Raw genomic sequence first — 24655 nt, 5'->3', positions numbered from 1 at the left:
CAGGAGTGCACCCATGAGCCGGCTCGTCGTTGTATCGAACCGCGTCGCGGATCCGCGCAAGCCGGCCGCGGGCGGCCTGGCCGTTGCGCTCGGCGAAAGCCTGCAGCAAAGCGGCGGCCTGTGGTTCGGCTGGAGCGGGCAGATCGTCGAGGACGGCCCCACGGGCGAAGGCGAGCTGCACGTGCTGCAGGCCGGCAAGGTCACCCTGGCCACCATCGACCTGAGCCGCGAGGACCACGACAGCTACTACCTGGGCTACAGCAACGACGTGCTGTGGCCGGTGTTCCACAACCGCCTCGACCTCGCCCATTTCGATGCCGGCTTCATCGGCGGCTACCGGCGCGTGAACCAGCTGTTCGCGCGCAAGCTGATGCCGCTCCTGAAGGACGACGACATCATCTGGATCCACGACTACCACCTGATGCCGCTCGCGGCCGAGTTGCGCGCCATGGGCTGCCGGCAGCGCATCGGCTTCTTCCTGCACATTCCGCTGCCGCCGCAGATCATCATCGCCGCCGTTCCGCAGCACGAATGGCTCATGCGCTCGCTGTTTTCCTACGACCTGATCGGCTTCCAGGCGCAGCAGGACGTGCAGCATTTCGAGCACTACGTGCGCAACGAGGCGCATGGCGAATACCTGGGCGACGAGATGTACCGCGCCTACGGGCAGACGGTGCGCTGCAGCACCTTCCCAATCGGCATCGACGTCGACGAGTTCGCGGCGCTCACGCACGCCAAAGAGTCTCGCGACATGTTCGAGACCATGAAGCGCGAATATTCGCAGCGTCGGCTGCTGCTGGGCATCGACCGGCTCGACTACTCCAAGGGCATTCCGCAGCGGGTGCGGGCCTTTCGCGAACTGCTGGCCAACTACCCCGAGAACCGGCGCAGCGCCACGCTGATCCAGATTGCATCGCCCACGCGCGAAACGGTCGATGCTTACGGCGACATCCGGCGCGAGCTCGAATCGCTGTGCGGCGCCATCAATGGCGACTACGGCGAGCTCGACTGGATGCCGGTGCGCTACATCCACCGCATGGTGGCGCGCAAGCGCGTGCCGGGGCTGTGCCGCGCGGCGGCGGTCGGACTGGTGACGCCGTTGCGCGACGGCATGAACCTGGTCGCCAAGGAATACATCGCGGCGCAAGACCCGGCCGACCCGGGCGTGCTGGTTCTGTCGCGCTTTGCCGGCGCGGCGGAGCAGCTGAAGGAGGCGCTGCTGGTGAATCCGTACGACACGCACGGCACGGCCGAAACCGTGCAGCAGGCGCTGCAGATGCCGCTGGAAGAGCGGCGTGAGCGGCACCAGAAGCTCTTGTCTCGCATTCGCGAGCAAGACATCCATTGGTGGCGGCGCACCTTTCTCGAAGCGCTGCGGCACGCCGCGAGCCAGCGCTAGACAGAACGCGGCAGCCCGTTCAGGTGCCGGTCAAGAGCCGCACCAGGCGCATGACGGGCCGGGTCTCGGTGGGCCGGGCCGCCGGTGCCGGGGCCTGCTGCGGCGCATGAACCCGCAGCCGCACCGGCGTGAGCGCCGACAGCTCGATCCAGCCGCCGCGTTCCAGGCGATGCACGTCGCCCTCGGCCAGCGCAGTCTTCACGGTGAACACGGTGTCGCCGAACCATGAAGGCGGCGACACGAGCTGGGCGTGGCCCTCCAGCATCTCGAGCCAGGTGGCGGGGTCGAGCGAGGTGCGCAAGGCCTGGCCCGGTTGCAGGGAGACCGTATCGGGCAGTCGGTCGAGAGTGAGGGGGGACATGGACGCACCTTCCGGAGTTGATGCGGTCATCGTAGGAATTCGGGCGCCCAAAAAACAGGCACACGGCAAGGCGATTCGCACCGGAACAGTGGCGGGCACGGCGCATCTGTTATGGTCGTTTTCCTTTGCAACTGCATCTGTTTTCGGATGCGCGATAGGGGGAGCATCGACGCCATGGATTCGCTACCGCTCTACCGCCAGCTCGCAGCGCACTACGTGGACGCGATTCACACCGGCTCGCTCAAGCAGGGCGACAAGCTGCCGTCGCTGCGCAGTCTGATGCGGCTGCACGACATCAGCCTTTCGACCGCGCTGCAGCTGTGCCGCACGATGGAGAGCGATGGATGGGTCGAGGCGCGAGACCGCTCGGGGTACTTCGTGCGTCGGCCCCGGCGCCTGGCCATTGCGCCCATGGAGGAGCCCGCAGCCGGCGTGCCGCCCGATCCGGCGCAGTACGTGGGCATCCACGCCAAGGTCTCGGAGTTCGTGGCGCGCCGCCGGCAGATTTCCGAAAAGCTCAACCTCTCCATCGCGCGCGGCGCACCGGAGCTGTATCCCGCCGAGGCGCTTCGCAATGCGATGACGCGCATGCTGCGCCAGCAGCCCGAGATGCTGACGGTCGCGTCGCCGCTGAAAGGCCATCGCCAGTTCCGCGAGGTGCTTGCGCAGCGCAGTCTGCGCGTGGGCATGGCGATCTCGCCGGACGACATCCTGGTCACCAACGGCTGCATCGAGGCGCTCAACCTCGCGCTGCGCGCCGTGGCTCAGCCGGGCGACACGGTGGCGGTGGAGTCTCCTACCTTCTACGGCCTGCTGCAGGTGCTCGAAAGCCTCGGCATGCGCGCGCTGGAAATCCCGACCAGTCCGCAGACCGGCCTTTCGATCGAGGCGCTGGAGCTTGCAATCAGCACCTACGACAACATCAAGGCCGTGGTGGTGGTGCCGCACCTGCAGAACCCGCTGGGCAGCGTGATGCCCGACGCCCACAAGGCGCGGCTGGCGCAGCTGTGCGAGCGGCATGCCATTCCGCTGATCGAGGACGACACCTACAGCGAACTGGTCGACGCCCCGACGCCGCCGCGCGCACTCAAGTCGTGGGACATCAGCGGCAACGTGATTCATTGCGCATCGCTGCACAAGATTCTTGCGCCCGGCCTGCGGCTGGGCTGGATCGCGGCCGGACGCTGGCAGGCGCGGGTGGAAATGCTCAAGTTTGCGCAGACGCGCAACAACGAAGGGCTCTCGCAAGGCGCGGCGGGCCTCTTCATGGGCACCGGCGCCTACGACCGCCATCTGCGCCATCTGCGCGGTTGCCTCAAGACGCAGCGCGAGCAGACCGCCGATGCGATTGCCAGCTACTTTCCCGCGGGCACGCGCATCAACCTGCCGCCCGGCGGGCTGCAGCTGTGGGTCGAGCTGCCCGAACGGCTTTCTTCTTCAAGGGTCTTCGATGCGGCGCTGGTCGAACGGATCGTGGTGGCGCCCGGCACGCTGTTCTCCAACTCGTCGCGCTTCGACCACTACCTGCGCATCAATTGCGGCTGGCCTTACGGCGAGGCGGTAGACACCGGCCTGCGCCGGCTGGGCCAGATCATCCAGACGCTGAGCCGCGGCGCCGGCGCAGGGACGGCATCGCCCGCCGCGACCGCCTGGCCGCCCGAAGTGCGCAGGCTTCAGTCGAGCAGTGCGAGGGCCGCGTAGTCGCCGACCTTTTCGCCGAGCCCGGCAGGCACCAGCATCACGCCACGCGTGAGCGGCAGCAGCTTGCCGTCGACCTGCGCCTGCAGCCGTGGCAGCAGAAATTCGCGGTGGTGCCAGAACACGCTGCCGCCCAGGCTGATGCGCTGGAGATCGAGCGTGGCCACCAGGTTGTAGATCATCCGGCCCATGACGCGGCACAAGGCATCGACGATCTCGACGGCGTGGGCTTCTCCACCCGACGCGGCCGCAAACAGCTCGGGCGCAGGCTGCCCCAAGCGGCGCGCGATGGAGTTGCCGGCCACCAATGCCTCCACGTCGCCAAGGTTGCCGCAGCCGCAGAGCGCGCCGCTCGCGTCGTCCGCCACGAAACTGTGGCCCGCATGTCCGGCGTTGCCGTTCTTGCCGCGCAGCGGTCGGCCGTCGACGCACAGGCCCACGCCCACGCCGGTGCTCCAGGTGACGTAGGCGCAATGGTCCAGCCCCTTGAGCGCACCCCACTGGCGCTCGGCCTCGAGCGCCGCCACCGCGTCGTTCTCGACCCGCACGCTGCCGAAACGCCGGGCCAGCGGCGCTTCGATGATTGCCGTCATCCAGTTGTTGGGCAGGCCGCGCGCCGGGCCTGCAATGCCGCCGCAGATGTTCGGCGTGGCGAGTTCCACCAGGCCGTCACGCAGTTCGAAGGGCCCCGTCGACGAGACGCCCACGCGGTCGATCGAGGCGGCATCGACGCCGTGTTCGGCGCAAGCTTCCTCGATCATCCGGATGATCTGCACGGCCACCGCATCGTTGTCGCCGGTCTTGGCGGTCGGCTCGCTGCGGCGGCCGACAAGAGGCGCATCGCTCGAGGGGGAAAGGCTCACGGCCACCTTGGTGCCGCCGATGTCGACGCAGACTCTCATTGCGTGGTTCTTCTCTTTTCGGACATTGGGTTCATCGGTTGCGCTAGATGAAGCGCGCCACCAGCGCCGCGATCATGCTGAGCACCAGGGTGCTGGAGATCGGCAGTTGCCAGTCGCGGCCGAAAGCGCGAAATTCGAAATCGCCGGGCAGCCGCCCGAAGCCGAACCGGCGCAGCCAGGCGGTGAGGCCGCTCATGAGCACCAGGGCAAGGACGACGACGATCAGCCAGCGGATCATGGAAACAGTCTAGGCCGATTCAAGCCTGCGCCGAGGATGGCCATCGCCTGCGCGTGGAGTTCAGGCGTGGCGGCGGCGATCACGCGGCCGTCGGACTCGAGCCCCAGCGGCTGGCCCTGCCAGTCGGTGATGACGCCGCCCGCGGCTTCGATCAGGCCAGCAGGGCCGAGGTAGTCATAGGGCTGCAGGCCGGTTTCCACCACCAGATCGATGGTGCCGCCGGCCAGCTGGGCGTAGCCATAGCAGTCGCCGCCGAAGCGCCGCATCGCGCACTGACGGCTGAGCCGGTCGAAGGCCTGCCAATCGTCCGGCGCGAAGATGTCGGGCGAGGTGGTGACGATGCGCGCCTTGATCACCTCGGTGCAGCTGCTTGCGCGCACCGGCTCGCCGTCGCGCGTCGCGCCCTTGCCGGGCTGGCCGATCCAGCGCTCTTTCAGTACCGGCATGTCGACCATGCCGAGCACCACGCGCGGGCCTTGCAGCACGCCGATCAGCGTGCCCCAGAGCGGTGATCCGGTGATGAAGCTGCGCGTGCCGTCGATCGGGTCTAGCACCCAGACGCGCTTGGCGTCGAGGCGCTCGAGGCCGTGCTCCTCGCCGAAGATGCCATCGGCCGCGGCACGCTCGGCCAGTATCTCGCGCATGGCCGTCTCGGCGGCGCGGTCCGCCAGCGTCACGGGGCTCGCATCGGCCTTGGTGACGATGTCGAGCGGCGTGCGGAAGTAATGCATTGATTGCGCGGCGGCCGCGTCGGCCAGCGCATTGGCAATCGACAAAAGATCGGGGGTCGGGGGGCTCATGGAGAAGACACGCGTGCCAAAAACTGCAATTAGACCCGAGGCGGGCCGGTTTGACATGCCGGGGGCCCCCGCTCTAGCATGGTCCGGAACTCCTTCTCCTTCTCCAACCCATGCTGTCTTCCTTCCGGTTTCTGCGCACCGCACTGTTAGCACTTTTGCTTGGTGCCGCTGCGGCGCTGGCGCAGGCCACCCCGTCCGTGTCGGAGCAGAAGCTCATCGACACGCTGATCCTGCGCGTTTCGAACATGAAGACGATGACCTTCATGCGTAATGGCGACGAGCACAACGCCGCCGACGCCGCGAAGCACATGCAAGCCAAGTTCGATCACTTCAAAGACGAGATCGTCACCGCGGAAGACTTCATCGACCGCTGCGCGTCGCGTTCCGAGATGACGGGCAAGCCCTACCAGGTGAAGATGCCGAACGGCGCAGTGAGGGATGCCAAAGAGTTCCTCAACGCTGAGTTGCGCACGCTGCGCAAGGGCGGTGGCAAACCTGCCGCCAGCTGAAAAGGATCGGCCCGCCGTTCCTTTTCAGAACGGCGTGTCGCCGGCGATGGTGGTGCGGTTCAGGCGGCGGCGCAGTTGGTCGGGCGTGCCGGCCGCCAGGTGCATCAGCGAGCGGTTGTCCCAGAACACCAGGTCGTGCGGCGCCCACCGGTGGCGATACACGAACTCGGGCTTCACGCTGTGCGCGAACAGCTCGGCCAACAGCGCGTCGCTCTCCTCTTGCGGCAGGCCGACGATGCCCGTCGTGAAATGCTCGCTGACGAACAGCGCTTTTCGGCCCGTCTCGGGATGCGTGCGCACCACCGGCTGCACGGCGGGCGTGACCTGGTCGACCTGCGCCTGCGAGAGCTTCGGCCGCCACGGGTTCTTGGCGCGCAGCTCTTCGTACTTGGCAAGGTAGCTGTGCTCGGCCTTGAGCGGCAGGATGCGTTGCTGCAGATCCGGGCTCAGAGCCTCCCACGCGAGATGCTGGTCGGCGAAGAGCGTGTCGCCGCCTTCGCTCGGCAGCTCTTGCGCATGCAGCAGGGAGCCGAGACTCGGCTGGGGCTTGTAGGACAGGTCGGAGTGCCAGTAGGCACCCGCATCGCCCAGGCCGATGGGCTCGCCGTTTTCCTTGATGTTGCTGACGATCAGGATCTCGGAGTGGTTCTTTAAATGAAACTGGTGCAGCACGTGGATTTCGAGCGGGCCGAAACGGCGGCTGAAATCGATGTGCTCGGCGGGGGTGATCTGCTGGTTGCGGAACACGAGCACGTGGTGGTCGAGGTGCGCGCGGTGGATGCGGGCGAAATCTTCGTTGTTGATGGGCTTGGAGATGTCCAGGCCGAGGATTTCTGCGCCTACGGGGGCGGGGAAGGGGCGCACTTCGAAGTGCTGCGAAGCGGGGCCGGCTTTGCTTTGAGAAGCGGTCATACCGCCAATGTAGGTTTTCAGGGGTGGTTTCTCAACGAAATCTTTGTTGGTAGCTTATTTGCCGTTGTCGGTTGTTTGAGTTCCGAGGCCGGGACTCGCCCCGGCGGGCGACCCCACTGTCTGCGACCCTCCGCTTCGCTGCGGGCAACCTGCGGTGCTCGGGTTTCGCGGGGTCTCGCAGAACTCGCTTCGCTCAAACAGCTGCGAGCCCTGATCCGCGAAACCCTGCGCTCCTCGGCGCATACAGAGGGGCGGGCAAACCACACGGGCCTTTGCTTCGCTCGGCCACCAGGCCCCCGCGGCGCTGCGCGCCGCGGGGGTTGGCATTGGCTGTTGGTCTTGGGGCCGAGCGAGAGCGAAGGCTGCCCGCTCCCACCCCTTCTGTATGCGCCGAGGAGCGCAGATGCAGGCGGGATCAGGGCCGCAGCTGTCTGAGCGAAGCGAGTTCTGCGGACCCCCGCCGGAGTCGAGCACCGCAGGTTGCCCGTAGCGCAGCGAAGGGACGCAGACAGTAGGGTCGCCTTTTCTTTGCTTACTTTCTTTTGGCGAAGCAAAAGAAAGTAAGTCCGCCGCCGGGCGGATATCCCGGCCTCGGGAAGCAAACAAGGCCAACAGCTCGAAGAGTCAAAGCGTATGACTCCGATCCCCCTCCACAAACCCCATCGCATCCCAAGGCTCGCCAACAGCAAACCCCACCACCTTGAACAGTTCCCCCATCTCATGCTCATGGATGAGCCGAGCCGCCATTCCCCGCTCTGCGGTCGTGCCTTGCTCCATCCTCGAAAGCAGCCCGCAGTTCAGCAGAAACCGCGCCTGGCTCGTGTAGCCCAGCACCTCGAGCCCCGCTTCCTGTCCCGCCAGCGCAATGCCAGTGAAGTTGACGTGCGCCGTGATGTCCTTGTAGCCCACGTCGGACAGCGGATCGCCATCGGCCTGGTGCGCCCGGTGGCACATCACCGTTCCCATGTGGCGCTGCGGGTGGTAGTACTCGCCCTCTGGAAAACCATAGTCGATGAAAAAAGCCGCGCCTTCGGTCAGGCGGTCCGCCAAAGTGGCGACGAAGGCCTCGGCCTGGGGATGGATTTCAGTGAGGTAGTCATGCTCGCCCGACACCTCGAAGGGCGGCCGGAGTTCGGTGGCGCGATCGGCCCAGGTCCAGCCATTGCCGCTTGCATTGCGAACCACGCCGCGCTCATGCCACTGGCCGCCCACGCGCGCCAGCAGTTGCACCGGCATCGCGTCGAGCACCTCGTTGCCGACCACCACGCCCTGCATCGATTCCGGCAGCTCGCCGAGCCAATCGACGCGGTCGGCGTAACGCACCAGCGCCTGCTGCTGCCGCTCGCGCAAGGTGCCCGACAGATCGACGATGCGGTAGCGCACATCGCTGCGGCCCATATCGTCAAGCGCGTGCAGCAGCTGCACCGCGAGCGCGCCCGAGCCGGCGCCAAACTCCCAGACCGTGTCGGTGCCAGTCTTCTCCAGTGCTTCGACCACCTGGGCCGCGAGGGCCTGGCCGAACATGGGCGTGAGTTCGGGCGCCGTCACAAAGTCGCTGCCCGAAGACGGCATGTGGCCGAACTTGGCGGAGCTGTTGGCGTAGTAGCCCAGCCCCGGCGCGTACAAGGCCAGCGCCATGAAGCGGTCGAAGCCGATCCATCCGCCGGCGCGTTCCACCGCGCGGGCAATCAAAGTATCGAGGGCGATGGGTAAACTGTTTGTCGTCTTTATCGTCACGCCCCGATTCTCCCTTCTCTCTCCGCATGAGCACAGTGCCTCTTCCTCCTGTTACTCCGGCCCGCCGCACCGTCCTCGTCACGGGTGCCGGACGCCGGCTGGGCCGCGAGATCGCGCTGGCGCTGGCCGCAGGGGGCTGGCAAGTGGCGGTGCACTACCGCAGCTCGCGGGCCGAAGCCGAGCAAACTTCGGCCGATTGCGCGGGCCTCTCGGGCAGTTCGGCGGTCTTCGAGGCCGACCTGCTCGACGAAGGCGCCACCCGCGCCTTGCTGCCGCGCGTGGCAGCGCATTTCGGCGGGGTCGATGCCGTGGTCCACAGTGCGGCGCTCTTCGAGCACGACGATGCGGCCAGCTTCAGCTACGCGCTCATGGAGCGCCATGCGCGCAGCAACACCGGCGCGGCCATCCTGCTGGCGCAGGCGCTGCGCGACCATCTGGCGCTGCGCGACGCGCAGGGCGCGGTGGTGCACCTGCTCGACCAGAAGCTCTGGAACCCGAACCCCGACTTTCTCAGCTACACGCTTTCCAAGGCCGCACTCGAAGCCGCCACGCCCATGCTGGCCATGGCGCTGGCGCCGCGCGTGCGGGTGGTGGGCGTGGCGCCCGGCCTCACGCTGCCGAGCCACATGCTCGACGAGGCCAAGTTTTCGCAGCTGCACAAGCTGTCGCCGCTGGGCCGCTCTTCAACGCCGACCGACGTGGCGGCAACAGTGAAGTTCGCGCTGGAGAACAACTCGATCACCGGCACCACGCTCTTGGTGGACGGGGGCCAGCACCTCATGAAATTCGACCGCGACTTCTCGCTGATGTGAGCCCCACCATGCCCTCTACCCCCATCGGCCGCCAGACCCTCACGCTGCAAGGGCTTCGCTTCGACGCCAACCTGGGCATCCTCGACCAGGAAAAGACGGCGCCGCAGCCGATCCAGGTCGATGCCGAGCTGCATCTGGGCGCGCAGCCGCTGATGCCGAAGGACGACGACATCTTTCACGTGCTGGACTACCGCAAGGTGCGCCGCATCATCATCGACGAGTGCACGGCCGAGCACGTGAACCTGCTCGAAACCCTCATCGGCAAGCTCGCGCAGCGCCTGCTGCAGCTGCCCGGCGTGGTCGGCGTGCGGGTGAAGATCGCCAAGCTCGAAATCTTCGACGACTGCGAGGTGGCTATCCGCATGGAAGCCGGGGAATGGTGATCCAAGGCAAAATCGGGGCTTCCTCCCCCCGATTTGCCTGAAGCAGCCCACCCATGAACGCCGTCTGGATCGACGAGGCGCCCGTCGCCGGCGCCACCCCCATCGCCACCAACTCGCTGAAGATCGAACGCGAGACGCACAAGCTCGAAAAGCGCCTGTGCCGCGAGGTGGGCCGCGCCATCGTCGACTACAACATGATCGAAGAGGGCGACAAGGTCATGGTGTGCGTCTCGGGAGGGAAGGACAGCTACGCCATGCTGGACATCCTGCTCAAGCTCAAGGCCCGCGCACCGATCCATTTCGACATCGTCGCGGTCAACCTCGACCAGAAGCAGCCCGGCTTTCCGGAAGAAGTGCTGCCCAAGTATTTGAGCGAACTCGGTGTGGACTTCCACATCGAGAACCAGGACACCTACAGCATCGTCAAGCGCGTGATTCCCGAGGGAAAGACGACCTGCGGCCTGTGCAGCCGTCTGCGCCGCGGCATCCTGTACCGCGTGGCGGACGAGCTCGGCGCCACCAAGGTGGCGCTCGGCCACCACCGCGACGACATGCTGCAGACCTTCTTCCTCAACATGTTCTTCGCGGGCAAGCTCAAGAGCATGCCGCCCAAACTGGTGAGTGACGACGGCAAGCACATCGTGATCCGCCCGCTCGCCTACGTGGCCGAGAAAGACCTGGTGCGCTGGGCGCAGCACCGCGAGTTTCCGATCATTCCGTGCACGCTGTGCGGCAGCCAGGAAAACCTGCAGCGCAAGCAGGTCGGCGAGATGCTGCGCGAGTGGGACAGGAAGCACCCCGGCCGAGTGGAGAACATGTTCACCGCGCTGCAGAACGTGGTGCCCTCGCACCTGCTCGACGGAACGCGGCACGACTTCAAGGGTCTGAAGGCCACCGGCGTGGCCGACGAAGACGGCGACAAGGCCTTCGACACGCCTTCTTTCGACCTGCTCTCCCAGGCACCTGCAGCCCTGCGCATCCTCCAGGGCTGAACGGGCAACCCAGGGGAATTTTGGGCCGCGGAGCCCGGAGATCCTCATGAAATGTGCGTTTTTTGCTCTCTTTTTGGCAGCATCACTGAGCGGCTGCGCCACCTCCTGGGTGGTCGACAGCGACGTGAAAAGCTTCTCTTCGCTCGCCGCGGTGCCGCCCGGCGCCACCTACCGCTTCGAACGCCTGCCGTCGCAGCAGGCCGACGCCGCTCGGCAGGAATCGCTCGAGGCGATGGCCGCCACGGCACTCGAAAAAGCCGGCCTGCGCCGCGACGACGCCAAGCCGCAGTACAGCGCGCAGATCGGCGCACGGGTCACGGTCGGCCTTTCGCCCTGGGCCGACCCGTGGCTGTTCGACGGCCCCTGGGGCGCTGGCTACGGCTACCACGGCTACGCGCGCCGCTGGTATGGCGGCGGCTGGTACGGTGGACCTGGCTTCATCCCGCCCGCGGCCAACCCTTGGTATGAGCGCGAGGTGAGCATCGTGCTGCGCGACATCGGGTCGAACCGCGTGGTCTATGAAACGCGGGCCCGCAACGACGGGCCCTACAACGTGAGCTCGACCATCCTGCCCGTGATGTTCCAGGCCGCGCTGCAGGGGTTCCCGAACCCGCCGCAGGGCGAGCGCCGCGTGAACATCGAGCTGTCGACCGCGAAGAAATGAGCCGCTTCTAGAATCCCGGCAGATGGAAGAAATCACCCGCCTGATTGCCGTTCGCCATGGCGAGACCGCCTGGAACGTCGACACCCGCATCCAGGGCCAGCTCGACGTCGGACTCAACGCCACCGGCCTGTGGCAGGCTCGGCGCGTGGGGCAGGCGCTGGCGCACGAAGACATCGGCGCGATCTACGCGAGCGACCTGTCGCGCGCCTGGCAGACCGCGCAGGAGATCGCGCGGCCCCACGGCCTCACGGTGCACCCCGAGCCCGGCCTGCGCGAACGCGCCTTCGGCCGCTTCGAGGGCATGAGCTTTGCGGAGATCGAAGCCACCCTGCCCGACCAGGCCAGGCGCTGGCGCGAGCGCGATCCCGAGTTCGAACCCGAAGGCGGAGAAAGCCTGCTGGCGTTTCGCGAGCGCGTGACGCACATTGCCTCGAAACTGGCCGCGCGCCATCCGGGCCAGCTGGTGGCGCTGGTGGCGCATGGCGGTGTGATGGACGTGCTCTACCGCGCCGCCACACGCCAGGAGCTGCAGGCGCCGCGCACCTGGCAACTCGGCAATGCGGCCATCAATCGCATGCTGTGGACGCCCGAGGGCTTCAGCCTGGTGGGCTGGAGCGACACCGCCCACCTGGTGACGGACGAGGACGACGACATCCTCGACGAGACGACGACCTAGGCGTGCGACGCCGCGTGCGTTGCCGCGGCTCCACCCGCTTCGCTTTGGGCCTCGCCCGGCAAGTCGACCATCGGCCCGGTGCCGCTGTAGCGGTCGAGCGCAAGATAGATCGCGGGCGTGATGTAGAGCGTGATCACCTGCGAGAAGATGAGCCCGCCCACCACCGCCACACCCAGCGGCTGACGCAGTTCGGCGCCGGCGCCCAGCCCCAACGCGAGCGGCAGCGCACCCATCAGCGCGGCCAGCGTGGTCATCATGATGGGGCGGAAGCGCAGCCGGCAGGCCTCGCGGATCGCATCGACCGGCTTCATGCCTTCGGTGCGCTGCGCATCGAGCGCGAAGTCGATCATCATGATCGCGTTCTTCTTCACGATGCCGATCAGAAGCAGGATGCCGATGGTGGCGATCAGCGTCAGGTCGAAGTTGAAGAGCTTGAGCGAGAGCAACGCGCCCACGGCTGCCGACGGCAGCCCTGCGAGGATGGTCAGCGGGTGGATGTAGCTTTCGTACAGTACGCCCAGGAGCACGTAGATCACCAGCACGGCCAGCACCAGCAGCACGGCCTGGCTCGACTGCGAGCTCTGGAACACCGCCGCATCGCCGCCGTAGGTGGTGATGATCGACGGCGGCATCTTCAGCTCTTCCTTGAACTGGTCGATTTTCGCGGTCGCGTTGCCCAGCGGCACGTCGGGCGCGAGGTTGAACGACACCGTCACCGCCTGCAGCTGGCCCTGGTGGTTGACCGAGGTCGGTCCCACGGTGCGCTTGACGGTCGAGAAGGCCGACAGCGGCACCAGCCGGCCCGTGGTGCTGCGCACCGACAGGCGCGACATGTCGTCCTCGAACTGGCGGTCGTTGTCGGAGGCCGAGAGGATCACCTGGTAGGTGTTGCTCGCGCCGTAGATGCTGCCGATCTGCCGGTCGCCGTAGGCGTTGTAGAGCGCGGTGCGAAGGTCGCCCACGGCCACGCCGAGCACGCCGGCCTTGTCGCGGTCGACCTCGAGCGTGGCTTGCAGGCCGCGGTTCTGCGAATCGCTGGTGACGTCGCGGAAGGCAGCGTCGGCGCGCATGCGCTCCATGAGCCGCGTGGCCCAGGGCACCATCTCGCCCGCGTTCACGCTTTGCAGCGTGTACTGGAAGCGCGCCTTGCTCTGGCGTCCGCCCAGGCGCAGGTTCTGCACCGGCTGCATGTAGACCGCGATGCCCGGAATCTCGCGGAAGCGCTGGCGCAGCGACTCCAGCACCACGGCCATCTTGGGACGCTGGCTGCGCGGCTTGAGCACGGCGAACAGGCGGCCGGAGTTCTGCGTGGCGGTTGGCCCGCCCACGCCGACGAACGAACTCACGTAGGCCACGCTCGGGTCGGCCTGGAGCGAGGCCGCCACGCGCTCCTGCAGCGCATTCATGGCGGTGAAGGAAATGTCCTCGGCCGCTTCGGTGGTGATCTGGATCTGGCCGATGTCTTCCTCGGGAAAGAAGCCCTTCGGAATGGAGATGAACAGCCACGCCGTGACGATGAAGGTGCCGCCGGCAATCAGCAGCATCACCATGCGGTGTCCCAGCGTCCAGTCGAGCGTTCGCATGTAGCTGCCATGCACCCAGCGGTAGCCGCGCTCGAAGGCGCGGCCAATCGCGGTGCCGGGCTCCGGATGCTCCTCTTCATGGTCGAGCACGCCTTCCTTGCGGGGCACGTGCTTGAGCAGCCGGCTCGCGAGCATCGGCACCAGCGTGAGCGAGACGACGGCCGACACCAGCACCGCCAGCGCCACCACCACCGCGAACTCGTGGAACAGCAGGCCGATCACGCCCGGCATGAAGAAAATGGGAATGAACACCGCCACCAGCGAGATGGAAATCGAGATGATGGTGAAGCCCACCTCGCGCGCGCCGCGCAGCGCCGCGGCAAAGGGCTCCATGCCCTTCTCGACGTAGCGCATGATGTTTTCGAGCACCACGATCGCGTCGTCCACTACCAGGCCCACGGCCAGCGTGATGCCCAGCAGCGAGACGTTGTCCAGGCTGTAGCCGAAGGCATAGAGCAGCGCCACCGCGCCGATCAGCGAGATGGGGATGGTCGCCGCCGGAATCAGCGTGGCCACCAGCCGGTGCAGGAACAAAAAGATCACCAGCACCACCAGCGCGATGGTGCCCAGCAGCGTGAGCTGCACGTCGTGCACCGCCTCGCGAATGGACAGCGAGCGGTCGTTCACCATGTGGATCTCGACCGATTGCGGCAGCTCCGCCTTGAAGCGTGGAATGAGCGCGCGCACCGCGTCCACCACCTCCACGGTGTTGGCATTCGGCTGGCGCTGCACGGCCAGCGAAATGGAGCTCTGGCCGTTGAAGCTGCTCGCGGTCTTGACCGACTCGAAGCTGTCCTCGATGGTGGCCACTTCGTCGAGCCGCACCGGCGCGCCGTTGCGCTGCCCGACGATCAGCTTGGCGAAATCTTCCGCCTTGGTGAGCTGCCGGTTGGCCTGGATGGTGAGCGTCTGGCGCGGCCCGTCGAGCGTGCCGACCGGCGTGTTGGCGTTGGCCGAGTTCACGGCCTTGGCCAGCTCGTCGAGCGTGATGTTGCGCGCATTGAGCAGATCGGCATTGGCCTTGATGCGCACCGCGAAGGCCTTGCGCCCATAGACGCCCACCTGCGCCACGCCGTCGATGGTGGAGAGCGTGGGCGAGATCAGGTTCTCGGCATAGTCGTTGAGTTCGGACGGGTTCATCGACGGAGAAATCAGCGCGATGAACAGCACCGGCGCGTCGGCCGGATTCACCTTTCGGTACGAAGGCAGCTGCGTGAGTTCCTGCGGCAGCTGCCGCTGAGCGCGCAGCAGCGCGGCCTGCACGTCGACGGCGGCGGCGTCGATGTCGCGGCTGCTCACGAATTCCAGCGTGATCGAACTCACGCCCTGCGTGTTGACCGAGCTGATGGTCTGCAGGCCCGGAATGGTCGAGAACTGCTTCTCGAGCGGCAGCGCGACCGACGACGCCATGGTGTCCGGGCTTGCGCCCGGCAGCTGGGCATTCACGTTGATGACCGGCGTGTTGTAGCTCGGCAGCGCCGCAACGGGGATGCTGAAGTACGCAAAGATACCCGCCACCACGACGGCGGCGGACAACAGCACCGTCATCGCGGGACGACGGATGCAGAGCTCCGAAATGTTCATGCGCGTTCCCGCGGAGTCTGGGTGTCCGAGGAGGCCGCGCTGCCCGGCGTGACCCCGGTGGTGCCGGCCGGTGCGGCCTTCTTGTCGACGCGGACCTTGCCGCCCGGGCGCACGTTCTGGCTGCCCTCGATGACCACCTGCTCGCCCGGCTCGACACCGCTCACCGCCACCTTGGTGCCGAAGGTGTAGAGCACCTGTACCTTGCGGCGCTTGGCGTCCTTGGCCTCGTCGACCACGTAGAGCGAAGCGCCGTCGGACAGCATCATGAGTGCCGCCGCCGGCACCACCGTGGCGCCGGACAGTGTGCGCACCGTGATGCGCGTGCCGACGAACTGTCCGGGCCAGAGGCTCTGGTCGGCGTTGTCGAACACCGCCTTGGCGCGCACGGTGCCGATCTGCGGGTCGACCGTGTTGTCGACGAAGTTGAGAACGCCGATGAGTGGCTCCTTGCGCCCGCTGACGAGCGCCTCGACCTTGGAGCGGCTGCGCGCCGCCGCCAGCAGGTCTTGCAGGTTGGCTTCCGGCACCGGGAAACTCACCGCGATGGGGTCGAGCTGCGTGATGGTGACCAGCGACAGCGTGGGCTGCACCAGCGTGCCGGGATAAATGTTGACGGCGCCGATGCGCCCCGCGATGGGCGCGCGCAGCGTGGCATAGCCGAGCGCCACCTGCGCCGACTGGACGGCGGCGCGGTCGGCCGCCACCGCGGCGCGCTGCGCCTCGAGCTGCGACAGCGTGGCGTCCGTGGCGCTCTTTGAAATGAAGTTCTGCGCCAGCAGCTCCTGGCTGCGCTTGTACTGGCGCTCGAGGTCGGCCATGGTGGCCTCGTCGCGCTTCTGCTGGGCGCGGGCGCGGGCCAGGTTGGCCTGGTCGTTGCGGTCGTCGAGCGTGAAGAGCAGCTGGCCCTCCTTGACGAACTGCCCTTCCTTCACGTGCACCGCCGCAACCGTGTTGGTCACCTGCGGCCGCAGGTCGACACTGTTGAGCGACACCACACTGCCGTTGACCTGGACCGTCACCGGCACGTCCTGCCGCTCGGCCGTGGCCAGGGTGACGAGCGCGGGCGCTCCGCCGGCCGCTGTGGCCGGCTTGGCGTTCTTTGCCGAGATGCGCTCGCCAGCCCCGTTCCACCACCATCCCGCGACGGCTACGATCAACACACCTGCAAGGGCGAGAACGAGTTTTTTCTTCATGGTTTTTTGAGCACTTTGGGCTGACAGCGGCTATTGGAGCAGCGGTCGGCTTGCAGTGTCCACGAGTGCCGTAAAGATAAGTAAAGCCACCCTGCAAGGGCCCATGCTCAACCCGCTGTGGCGGGCGCCAAGGGGGATTTCACCCCCTCGGTAAAATCGCCGCTCCACAGCCTCTGGATATACGCCATGAACCGCTGCAAGAAACCCATGAATGCTCTCACTTTCATAGCGCTTTGCACAGTAGCTACAAGCCTTTTTTCCATTGACGCGGCCGCCCAGACCGACGTGCCCCGGCCGCAGACGCAAAACGAGTCGATGGTGGGCGGGCGCACCTTCCCCGTCGGCACGCTGCGCGGCAAGTTCATGGTGATCAATGCGCCCGACGTCGAGCTCGACGGCCACGCCGACCGGCTGGCGCCCGGCGCCCGCATCCGCAGCGAACAGAACATGCTGGTGATGGCGGGCGGCATCGTTGGCCAGAAATACCTGGTGAACTACACGCGCGATGCCGCAGGCCTGCTGCGCGAGGTGTGGATCCTCACGCCCAGCGAGGCGACGGCCAGCCGCGAATCGCTGAGCAAGCCGTTCCTGAACATCTGGCCGTTCACTTCGAACGACACCGTCAACACGCAATGAAAAAGACGGCGGGCCATTGCCCGCCGCGCCGCAGCGAGCGATAGCGCGCGCTGCATTTGGCCTTCCCGCAGCGGAAGGCCCGGAGAGCACCCCATGAGCAAAAAAGTCTTTATCAAAACCTTCGGCTGCCAGATGAACGAGTACGACTCGGACAAGATGGCCGACGTGCTGAACGCCGCCGAGGGCTACGAGCCGACGCAGAACGTGGACGAGGCCGACCTCATCCTCTTCAACACCTGCTCGGTGCGCGAGAAGGCGCAGGAAAAGGTGTTCTCCGACCTCGGCCGCGTGAAGCATCTGAAGGCCAAGGGCGTGAAGATCGGCGTGGGCGGCTGCGTGGCCAGCCAGGAGGGCGAAGCCATCATCGCGCGCGCGCCCTACGTCGACATCGTTTTCGGCCCGCAGACGCTGCACCGCCTGCCCGAGATGCTGAAGGACCGCGATCGGCTGGAGCACCCGCAGGTGGACATCAGCTTTCCCGAGATCGAGAAGTTCGACCACCTGCCGCCCGCGCGCGTCGAGGGCGTGACCGCCTTCGTGTCGATCATGGAGGGCTGCTCCAAATACTGCAGCTACTGCGTGGTGCCCTACACCCGTGGCGAGGAAGTCAATCGCCCGCTGGACGACGTGCTGGTGGAGATTGCAGGCCTGGCCGACCAGGGCGTGCGCGAGGTCACGCTGCTGGGGCAGAACGTGAACGCCTACCGCGGCCGCATGGGGGACACGGCCGAGATTGCCGACTTCGCGCTCTTGATCGAATACGTGGCCGAGATTCCCGGCATCGAGCGCATCCGCTACACCACCAGCCACCCCAACGAGTTCACGCCGCGGCTGATCGAGGCCTACGCCAAGGTGCCACAGCTGGTGTCGCACCTGCACCTGCCGGTGCAGCACGGCAGCGACCGCATCCTGATGGCCATGAAGCGCGGCTACACGGCCATGGAATACAAGAGCACCGTGCGCAAGCTGCGCGCCATCCGGCCCGAACTCGCGCTGTCGAGCGACTTCATCGTGGGCTTCCCGGGCGAAACGGACGAAGACTTCGCCAAGATGATGAAGCTGATCGACGACTGCCAGTTCGACAACAGCTTCAGCTTCATCTTCAGCCCGCGCCCCGGCACGCCGGCCGCCGCGCTGCACGACGACACGCCCCATGCGGTGAAGCTGGCGCGCCTGCAGACGCTGCAGCGCGTGATCGACGGCAACGTGCGCCGCTTCGGCGACGCACTGGTCGGCACCACGCAGCGCGTGCTGGTCGAAGGGGCTTCACGCAAGGACGCGAACGAACTGATGGGCCGCACCGCGTGCAACCGGGTCGTCAACTTCGAAGGCGATGCGCGCCTCGTCGGGCAGATGGCCGACCTGCGCATCACGCGCTCGTTGGCCTACACGCTGCGCGGCGAAGTGGCCACGCGCGAATCGTCGACGGCGCCGGCTTCAGCCGCGCTCGCCGCCTGATGGCGAAACGGCCGTCGACGCGGGGCTCGTTCCAGCAGCTCCTTCTCTTCGCTTTCCTCTTGATCACCGCGCTCCTGGTGGGCGTGGCGCTGCGCTCGGTGTTCCAGTACGACGTGCTCATGACCCAGAGCCGCGATGCGGCCGCGCGTGCGCTGCGGCTTTCGGGCGCGGCCCAGTCGCTGGCCGAGCGCAGTGCGGCCATGGAGCGTGCCGGGCGCCAGTCGCTGGTGCTGAACGACGCCGTGCTGCGGCGCCGCTTCGATGACGCCGCGCGCGAGGCGCACCAGGTGCTCGACCGGCTCGAGAGGAACGGCCTTGCGCCCACGGGCATCGAGATGTGGCGCAGCCAGCTCGGCGTAATCGAGGGGCTGATGAGCGGTAGCGCCGATACCGCGCTCTCGCGCGAGAACAGCATGGCCATCCAGTTCCGCGATCTCGATTCGCTCAACACCAACATCGCGCAGCAGGCCCAGTTCCTCATCGAGATGCAGAACGACGCGCTCGCCAAGCGCATCGAGGACGCGCGCCGCCGCCTGATGCGCGAGGTGGTGGCGGCGAGCGTGCTCGCGGTGTCTCTGGCGCTGGCTTTCGGCATCTGGCTCGCGCGGCCGTTCAAGCGGCTCGAACACGCCATCGTCGGCCTGGGCCAGAACCGGCTGGACGAACCGATCGACATCCGCGGTCCGGCCGACGTCCGGCGCGTGTCGCAGCAGCTCGAATGGCTGCGCCTGCGCTTGACCGAACTGGACGCCGACAAGGCCCGTTTCCTGCGGCATGTGTCGCATGAGCTCAAGACGCCGCTGGCCGCGCTGCGGGAAGGCGTTTCGCTGCTCGAAGACGGGGTAACGGGTCCGCTGAATTCGGCGCAGCTGGAAGTGGCCCAGATCCTGAACCAGAACACCGTGTCGCTGCAGGGGCAGATCGAGGCGCTGCTGCGCTTCAATGCCGCAGCCTTCGAGGCGCGCGAACTGCGCCGCGAACGCACCGAGCTGCTGCCGCTGATCGAGGAACAGATCGAGGCCCAGCGACTGCAATGGCAGGCCCACGGGCTGCGCGTTCGGGCGGAAGGCGAGGCGCTTGCGCTCACGGTCGACCGTGTCAAGCTGGGTACTGCGGTAGCCAACCTGCTGTCGAATGCGATCCGCTATTCGGCGCCCGGCGGCGTGATCACCATCACTGTGTCCGGCACGGCGGATTCGGCGTGCATCGATGTCAACGACGCTGGCCCGGGTATTGCCGAAGGCGACCGCGACCGCATTTTCGAGCCCTTCTACAGGGGCGAGCGCCAGCCCGAGCACGCGGTCAAGGGAACCGGCATCGGTCTTTCCATCGTGCAGGAGTACATTGCTGCCCATGGGGGCCGCATCACCCTGCAGCCAGGCGGGCCGGGCGCGCGCTTTCGCATCGAACTGCCGCGCACGGCCTGATCCCTTCCTGAAGCTCCGCGAACCCGGGCACCCACCTGAAACACCGCCTCTTGTCCTTTTTTCGACCCATGCTTTTTCCGTTCGTCCGCAGTTCGGCCCTGTCCGGGGCGGTGGCCATGCCTCTGGTCCTGCTGCTGGCCGCGTGTACGACGCAGCCCAAGCCACCTCCCGAGGCCGATGCCCTGCCGCCGCCTCCCGCGGCGCCGCGCGTGGTTCCCGTCGAGGCCGAACCCAAGGCGCCCGCCACCCAGCCGGCGTCGCTCTTCACGCTGATCACCCAGGGGCCCGTGGCGGCGATGCTGGCCTACGCCGACAAGGTCCGCCCGCTGGGCGGCGCCGAGTTGAATGCCGAAATCACCCGCGCCGGCGACCCGGGCGACTCGCCCGCCGCGCAGATGCAGCTTGCGTTGCTGCTGGCGCAGACGCGCGTTCCGGCCGACCTGGTGCGCGCCCTGGGCTTGTTGCAGCGCGTGATGTCCAACCCCTCGCCCGAGGCCCAGCCGCTGCAGCCGCTTGCGCGTGCACTGGCCGCGCGCTACGTCGAGCAGCGCCGCGTCGAGGACGATCGCGATAAGCAGGTGCAGCAGCTGCGCGAGAGCCAGCGCCGCATCGACCAGCTGAACGACCGCATCGAAGCGCTGCGCGCCATCGAGCGCAGCTTCGCGCGTCCCAACAACGCGCCGGTGCCGACCCTTCCGCCACCCAACAGCACCAAGCCCAATCCATGAACATCCAGCGATCGCGCAAAGGGCCCCTCCGATGAGCACGACCGGCGCGCGCCTGCTGGTGGTCGACGACGATCCGGACATGCTGCGGCTGCTCTCGATGCGGCTGAGTTCGGTGGGCTACCAGGTCACGGCCGTGACCTCGGCCGAAACCGCGCTCACGCAGCTCGAGATCGAGCATCCGCAGCTGGTGCTCAGCGACGTGCGGCTGCCCGGGCGCGACGGGCTCCAGCTGTTCGACGAAATCAGGAAGCGGCACCCTTCGCTGCCGGTGATCCTGCTCACGGCCCACGGCACCATTCCCGACGCGGTCGAGGCCACGGCACGCGGCGTGTTCACCTACCTCACCAAGCCCTACGACGGCCGCGAGCTGCTGGACAAGATCGCCCAGGCGCTGGCGCTCGGCGCTCCCGCCAGCACGCCTGCCAAGGCCGGCGACGAAAGCTGGCGCGCCGAAATCGTGAGCCGCAGCAACCGCATGTCCGAGCTGCTGGCCGAGGCCCGCATGGTCGCCAAGTCGGACGCCTCCGTGCTGCTGCGCGGCGACAGCGGCGCCGGCAAGGAAATGCTGGCACGCGCCATCCACCGCGCCAGCGCCCGCGCCGACAAGCCCTTCGTGGCCGTCAATTGCGGCGCCATTCCCGAGGCGCTGCTCGAGTCGGAACTGTTCGGCCACATGAAGGGCGCCTTCACCGACGCGCATGCCAACCACAAGGGGCTGTTCCAGCAGGCCGACGGCGGCACGCTGCTGCTCGACGAAATCGGAGACATGCCGCCTGCCCTGCAGGTCAAGCTGCTGCGGGTGCTGCAGGAGCGCGCGGTGCGTCCGCTTGGCGCCAGCCAGTCGATCGAGGTCGACGTGCGCATCATCTCGGCCACCCACCGCGACCTGGACGCGGCCATGGCGGCGGGCCAGTTTCGCGAAGACCTCTATTACCGGCTCAACGTGGTCACGCTCACGCTGCCGCCGCTGTCGGCCCGGCGCGAAGACATTCCGCTTTTGGCCAACCACTTTCTGCAGAAGCTGTCGACCAAATACGGCAAGCGGCTTTCCGGCTTCGCGCCCGAGGCGCTCAAGGCGCTGGCCACCGCGGCCTGGCCCGGCAACGTGCGCCAGCTCTTCAACGTGGTGGAACAGGTCTGCGCGCTGTCGAGCTCGCCCCTCATTCCGCTGGCGCTCGTGCAGCGGGCGCTGCGCGTGCCGACGGTCGAGGTCCAGACCTATGCCGAGGCCAAGCAGCGCTTCGAACGCGACTACCTCGTAGGCCTGCTCAAGTTGACCGACGGCAATGTGGCTGATGCCGCCCGGCTGGCGGACCGCAACCGCACGGAGTTCTATCGCCTGCTGCAGAAGCACGAGCTCACGCCGGGGCACTTCAAGGCCGACGCTGTCGCTCCCGGCAGCGAGCCTGTCGCCGAGTAGCGACGCCCCTAAGGCGTTGATTTAAAACGATATTTTCCACCAGCCTCCAAGGCTTGTCGGGATTCGGCGACAAAAACAGGGGTTTCGGGGCCTTCCAAACGGCCCGAGCCGCCAAAACTGCATCCAGATCGACGTAAGTCATTGATCTGAAAGCGTTTTTCCATGCTGGCACAGGGTTTGCCCCTGTAGAGGCATGACAGCACTAACCAGCCCATCTTTCGCACTGCGCCAGCAGCGCGACGGCCTGCGTCAAAAGCAGTTTTCCCTCTCGCGGCCCCGTGCCGCGGGTCATTCGGCGGCCGCGCACGCAAGTGCAGGCGGCGCCGAACCGGATTGCGTCATCAAGCGCTTTCCTGCCATTGGCGACACCCCTTCCCTCGACAAGCAACGTTGGTAAATCACACATGAAGCCAAACGACTTCTCCCAACTGAACGTGCTGACCGAAGCCGACTTTTCGCACCGCAGCCCGGTGCGCGAAGAACGCCACCCCAATGCCGTGACCGCTCCGCCGGTCAACCGTGGCTCCATGGCGCCCCGCCCCTGGCGCGGCTTCTGGAACAGCCTGGGCACCGCCGTGCTGGTCAAGCTCGGCGCCGGCGGCAAGCCGGAAGCCGAAACCGCCGAAGCCGGCGCACAGGTCAAGCAGCCGTGGCAGCGTGCCGCGGCGCAGCGCCGCTTCGCATTCATGGCGCTCACGCTGCTGAGCACCGTGATCGCGTCCGCGCTGTTTGCCGGCGTGCAACCCGACTACGACAACATCTGGCTCGAATACGGTCAGATCGGCCTGTACGGCCTGCTTTCGGGCTGGGTCGTCACCGGCTTCGTCACCGCACTGATGGGCTTTTACGTCTCGGTGCGCGGTGACAAGCACGCGCTCTCGGTCAAGCAGGTGGCCCACCACCCGATGAACCCCGAAGCACGCACCGCGATCATCATGCCGATCTGCAACGAAGACGTTGCCACGGTGTTCGCCGGCCTGCGCGCCACCTGCGAATCGGTTGCGACCACCGGCCACGCCAAACAGTTCGATGTGTTCGTGCTGTCCGACAGCTACAACCCCGAGACTGCCGCCGCCGAGCGCGCCGCCTGGGAAGACCTGCGCGCCGCCCTGGCCGACAGCCCGAACCAGCCGCAGGTCGAGGTCTACTACCGCCTGCGCACCCGGCGCACGCACCGCAAGGCCGGCAACGTGGCCGACTTCTGCCGCCGCTGGGGCAAGGACTACCGCTACATGGTCGTGCTCGACGCCGACTCCGTGATGAGCGGCGACTGCCTGACCTCGATGGTCAAGCTGATGGAAGCCAACCCGACCGCCGGCATCATCCAGACCGCCACGCAGGCCATCGGCCACGTGACGCTGCATGCCCGCGCACAGCAATTCGCTTCCCGCGTGACAGGCCGCCTGTTCACGCTGGGCATGCAGTTCTGGCAACTGGGCGAATCGCACTACTGGGGCCACAACGCGATCATCCGCGTCGAGCCCTTCATGAAGCATTGCGCACTGGCTCCCATCAAGGGCACCGGCGGCATGTCGGGCGGCATCATGTCCCACGACTTCGTCGAAGCCGCGCTGATGCGCCGCGCCGGCTACAACGTGTGGCTCTGCGCCGACCTTGTCGGCAGCTACGAACAGCAACCGCCGGACCTGCTGGCCGAACTCCAGCGCGACCGCCGCTGGTGCCAGGGCAACCTGCAGAACGCCCGCCTGATGGCCGAACCCGGCATCCACCCGGTGCACCGTGCAATGTTCGTGACCGGCACCATGGCGTATGTCTCGGCACCGCTGTGGCTCGCATTCCTGACGCTCGGCACCGCGCTGTGGCTGAGCGGCTCGAGCCTGATCTCCAGCTGGAGCGTGCTGCCGGCGGAACTGGCCGGCCTGTGGGTCTGGACCCTGTGCCTTTTGTTCCTGCCCCGCGTGCTCGGCATCGCTGCCGTGCTGATGCGCGGCGAGCAACGCCAGTACGGCGGCCTCTGGGGCCTGGTGAAGAGCTCGATGCTCGAAAGCGGCCTGGCCATCGTGCAGGCGCCGGTTCGCATGCTGGCCCACTCGCTGTTCGTGCTGGTTGCCCTCACCGGCATCAAGCTCGACTGGAAGTCGCCCCCGCGCGAAGCTGCTGCGGTGCCGTGGAAGGTTGCCGTGTCGCAACTCGCTCCCATGAGCGTGGTGGTCGGCGCGCTGGCTCTCGGCGTCGCAATGATCGATCCGAGCGCGCTGATCTGGCTCATGCCGGTGGGCCTGCCGCTGCTGCTGGCCATTCCGCTCACGGTGCTGACCAGCCAGATCGCACTGGGCACGTCGCTGCGCGATCGCGGCTATCTGCTGATTCCCGAGGAATCGCGTTCGCCGGCCGTGCTGCGCCGCGCCTGGATGCATGCGCTGCGCCTGGCGCGCCCCGCGGCGCTGGCAACGGCCTGATGATTCACTGATGCGCTGAAGCGCATCGTGACCCGTCCTGCCATAGGTTGACACCTATGAAGGACATATAACCGGCTTGATCCAGCCGGCCAGAGACGCCCGATGAACTTCATCGGGCGTTTT

General features: G+C 66.9%; 22 protein-coding genes. 14 read left to right on the top strand and 8 right to left on the bottom strand.

What is annotated here, in order from left to right; all coding sequences use genetic code 11:
- The first annotated feature begins 13 nt into the window (after nt 1–13).
- Nucleotides 14–1399, top strand: coding sequence for an alpha,alpha-trehalose-phosphate synthase (UDP-forming) (gene otsA / locus BLR24_RS18855; RefSeq protein ID WP_093019650.1), 1386 nt, complete (start codon nt 14–16; stop codon nt 1397–1399).
- 19 nt (nt 1400–1418) lie between these two features.
- Here otsA and BLR24_RS18850 read toward each other — a convergent pair whose 3' ends face one another.
- Nucleotides 1419–1760: a hypothetical protein gene (locus BLR24_RS18850; protein WP_093019648.1), complete on the bottom strand. Its 342-nt coding sequence runs from the start codon at nt 1758–1760 to the stop codon at nt 1419–1421.
- Between the two features lie 174 nt (nt 1761–1934).
- Between BLR24_RS18850 and BLR24_RS18845 the strand changes: the two genes are divergently transcribed.
- Nucleotides 1935–3461: an aminotransferase-like domain-containing protein gene (locus tag BLR24_RS18845; protein ID WP_093019646.1), complete on the top strand. Its 1527-nt coding sequence runs from the start codon at nt 1935–1937 to the stop codon at nt 3459–3461.
- Here BLR24_RS18845 and BLR24_RS18840 read toward each other — a convergent pair.
- Genes BLR24_RS18840 through hisN form a run of 3 tightly spaced genes read right to left on the bottom strand, consistent with a single transcriptional unit; the run spans nt 3434 to nt 5398 of the window.
- Nucleotides 3434–4360, bottom strand: a complete 927-nt coding sequence (locus BLR24_RS18840) for an ROK family protein (RefSeq protein ID WP_093019644.1) — start codon at nt 4358–4360, stop codon at nt 3434–3436. The two genes, BLR24_RS18845 and BLR24_RS18840, sit on opposite strands and share 28 nt — an antisense overlap.
- 43 nt (nt 4361–4403) lie before the next feature.
- The gene (locus tag BLR24_RS18835) at nt 4404–4598 is read right to left on the bottom strand and encodes a DUF2905 domain-containing protein (RefSeq protein WP_021005700.1); all 195 of its coding nucleotides are present in this window, start codon (nt 4596–4598) and stop codon (nt 4404–4406) included.
- Nucleotides 4595–5398 (bottom strand): histidinol-phosphatase, encoded by an 804-nt coding sequence (gene hisN / locus BLR24_RS18830; protein WP_093019642.1) that lies wholly within the window; start codon nt 5396–5398, stop codon nt 4595–4597. Before hisN ends, BLR24_RS18835 begins: the two co-directional genes overlap by 4 nt.
- A gap of 110 nt (nt 5399–5508) precedes the next feature.
- Here hisN and BLR24_RS18825 point away from each other — a divergent pair, with 110 nt between their 5' ends.
- Nucleotides 5509–5907, top strand: coding sequence for a DUF5329 family protein (locus BLR24_RS18825; protein ID WP_254787436.1), 399 nt, complete (start codon nt 5509–5511; stop codon nt 5905–5907).
- 24 nt (nt 5908–5931) lie between these two features.
- Here the strand turns inward: BLR24_RS18825 and BLR24_RS18820 are convergent, their stop codons facing one another.
- Together BLR24_RS18820 and BLR24_RS18805 are read right to left on the bottom strand one after the other, a co-directional pair.
- A complete protein-coding gene (locus BLR24_RS18820) occupies nt 5932–6819 on the bottom strand; it encodes a TauD/TfdA dioxygenase family protein (protein ID WP_093019640.1) in 888 nt (295 codons plus the stop codon).
- A gap of 624 nt (nt 6820–7443) precedes the next feature.
- Complete coding sequence (locus BLR24_RS18805) at nt 7444–8556, bottom strand: class I SAM-dependent methyltransferase (RefSeq protein WP_093019638.1); 1113 nt, start codon at nt 8554–8556, stop codon at nt 7444–7446.
- Between the two features lie 26 nt (nt 8557–8582).
- On the opposite strand from BLR24_RS18805, the gene BLR24_RS18800 reads away from it, so the two are divergent.
- Genes BLR24_RS18800 through BLR24_RS18780 form a run of 5 tightly spaced genes read left to right on the top strand, consistent with a single transcriptional unit; the run spans nt 8583 to nt 12083 of the window.
- Nucleotides 8583–9368, top strand: coding sequence for an SDR family oxidoreductase (locus tag BLR24_RS18800; protein WP_093019636.1), 786 nt, complete (start codon nt 8583–8585; stop codon nt 9366–9368).
- A gap of 8 nt (nt 9369–9376) precedes the next feature.
- Complete coding sequence (locus BLR24_RS18795) at nt 9377–9751, top strand: dihydroneopterin aldolase (protein ID WP_093019634.1); 375 nt, start codon at nt 9377–9379, stop codon at nt 9749–9751.
- A 53-nt stretch (nt 9752–9804) separates the two neighbouring features.
- On the top strand, nt 9805–10743 hold the full coding sequence (gene ttcA / locus BLR24_RS18790; protein ID WP_055801803.1) for a tRNA 2-thiocytidine(32) synthetase TtcA: 939 nt from the start codon (nt 9805–9807) through the stop codon (nt 10741–10743).
- Between the two features lie 46 nt (nt 10744–10789).
- Nucleotides 10790–11407, top strand: coding sequence for a DUF4136 domain-containing protein (locus tag BLR24_RS18785; RefSeq protein WP_093019632.1), 618 nt, complete (start codon nt 10790–10792; stop codon nt 11405–11407).
- Between the two features lie 22 nt (nt 11408–11429).
- Nucleotides 11430–12083 (top strand): histidine phosphatase family protein, encoded by a 654-nt coding sequence (locus BLR24_RS18780; protein WP_055801796.1) that lies wholly within the window; start codon nt 11430–11432, stop codon nt 12081–12083.
- On the opposite strand, the gene BLR24_RS18775 is transcribed toward BLR24_RS18780, so the two are convergent.
- Both BLR24_RS18775 and BLR24_RS18770 read right to left on the bottom strand, forming a co-directional pair.
- Complete coding sequence (locus tag BLR24_RS18775; protein ID WP_093019630.1) at nt 12080–15250, bottom strand: efflux RND transporter permease subunit; 3171 nt, start codon at nt 15248–15250, stop codon at nt 12080–12082. The genes BLR24_RS18780 and BLR24_RS18775 overlap by 4 nt on opposite strands.
- Nucleotides 15247–16359 carry an efflux RND transporter periplasmic adaptor subunit gene (locus BLR24_RS18770; protein WP_093020160.1) on the bottom strand — a complete coding sequence of 371 codons (1113 nt, stop codon included), beginning with the start codon at nt 16357–16359 and terminating at the stop codon, nt 15247–15249. The genes BLR24_RS18775 and BLR24_RS18770 overlap by 4 nt, the downstream gene beginning before the upstream one ends.
- A 291-nt stretch (nt 16360–16650) precedes the next feature.
- On the opposite strand from BLR24_RS18770, the gene BLR24_RS18765 reads away from it, so the two are divergent.
- From BLR24_RS18765 to mdoH, 6 genes are all read left to right on the top strand, one after another.
- Nucleotides 16651–17079 carry a hypothetical protein gene (locus BLR24_RS18765; protein ID WP_254787430.1) on the top strand — a complete coding sequence of 143 codons (429 nt, stop codon included), beginning with the start codon at nt 16651–16653 and terminating at the stop codon, nt 17077–17079.
- 93 nt (nt 17080–17172) lie between these two features.
- Complete coding sequence (gene miaB, locus BLR24_RS18760; protein WP_093019626.1) at nt 17173–18537, top strand: tRNA (N6-isopentenyl adenosine(37)-C2)-methylthiotransferase MiaB; 1365 nt, start codon at nt 17173–17175, stop codon at nt 18535–18537.
- Nucleotides 18537–19964 carry a sensor histidine kinase gene (locus BLR24_RS18755; RefSeq protein WP_093019624.1) on the top strand — a complete coding sequence of 476 codons (1428 nt, stop codon included), beginning with the start codon at nt 18537–18539 and terminating at the stop codon, nt 19962–19964. The genes miaB and BLR24_RS18755 overlap by 1 nt, the downstream gene beginning before the upstream one ends.
- A gap of 68 nt (nt 19965–20032) precedes the next feature.
- Nucleotides 20033–20692, top strand: a complete 660-nt coding sequence (locus BLR24_RS18750; RefSeq protein ID WP_093019622.1) for a hypothetical protein — start codon at nt 20033–20035, stop codon at nt 20690–20692.
- A 31-nt stretch (nt 20693–20723) separates the two neighbouring features.
- A complete protein-coding gene (locus BLR24_RS18745) occupies nt 20724–22112 on the top strand; it encodes a sigma 54-interacting transcriptional regulator (RefSeq protein WP_093019620.1) in 1389 nt (462 codons plus the stop codon).
- Nucleotides 22113–22516: 404 nt separating this feature from the next.
- Nucleotides 22517–24532: a glucans biosynthesis glucosyltransferase MdoH gene (gene mdoH, locus BLR24_RS18735; RefSeq protein ID WP_093019617.1), complete on the top strand. Its 2016-nt coding sequence runs from the start codon at nt 22517–22519 to the stop codon at nt 24530–24532.
- The last annotated feature ends 123 nt before the right edge of the window (nt 24533–24655 follow it).

The organism is Variovorax sp. OV700 (assembly GCF_900099805.1).
Taxonomy (GTDB): domain Bacteria; phylum Pseudomonadota; class Gammaproteobacteria; order Burkholderiales; family Burkholderiaceae_C; genus Variovorax.
The sequence above is the reverse complement of the archived record's forward strand: the minus strand, read 5'-3'. Positions and strand labels throughout refer to the sequence as shown.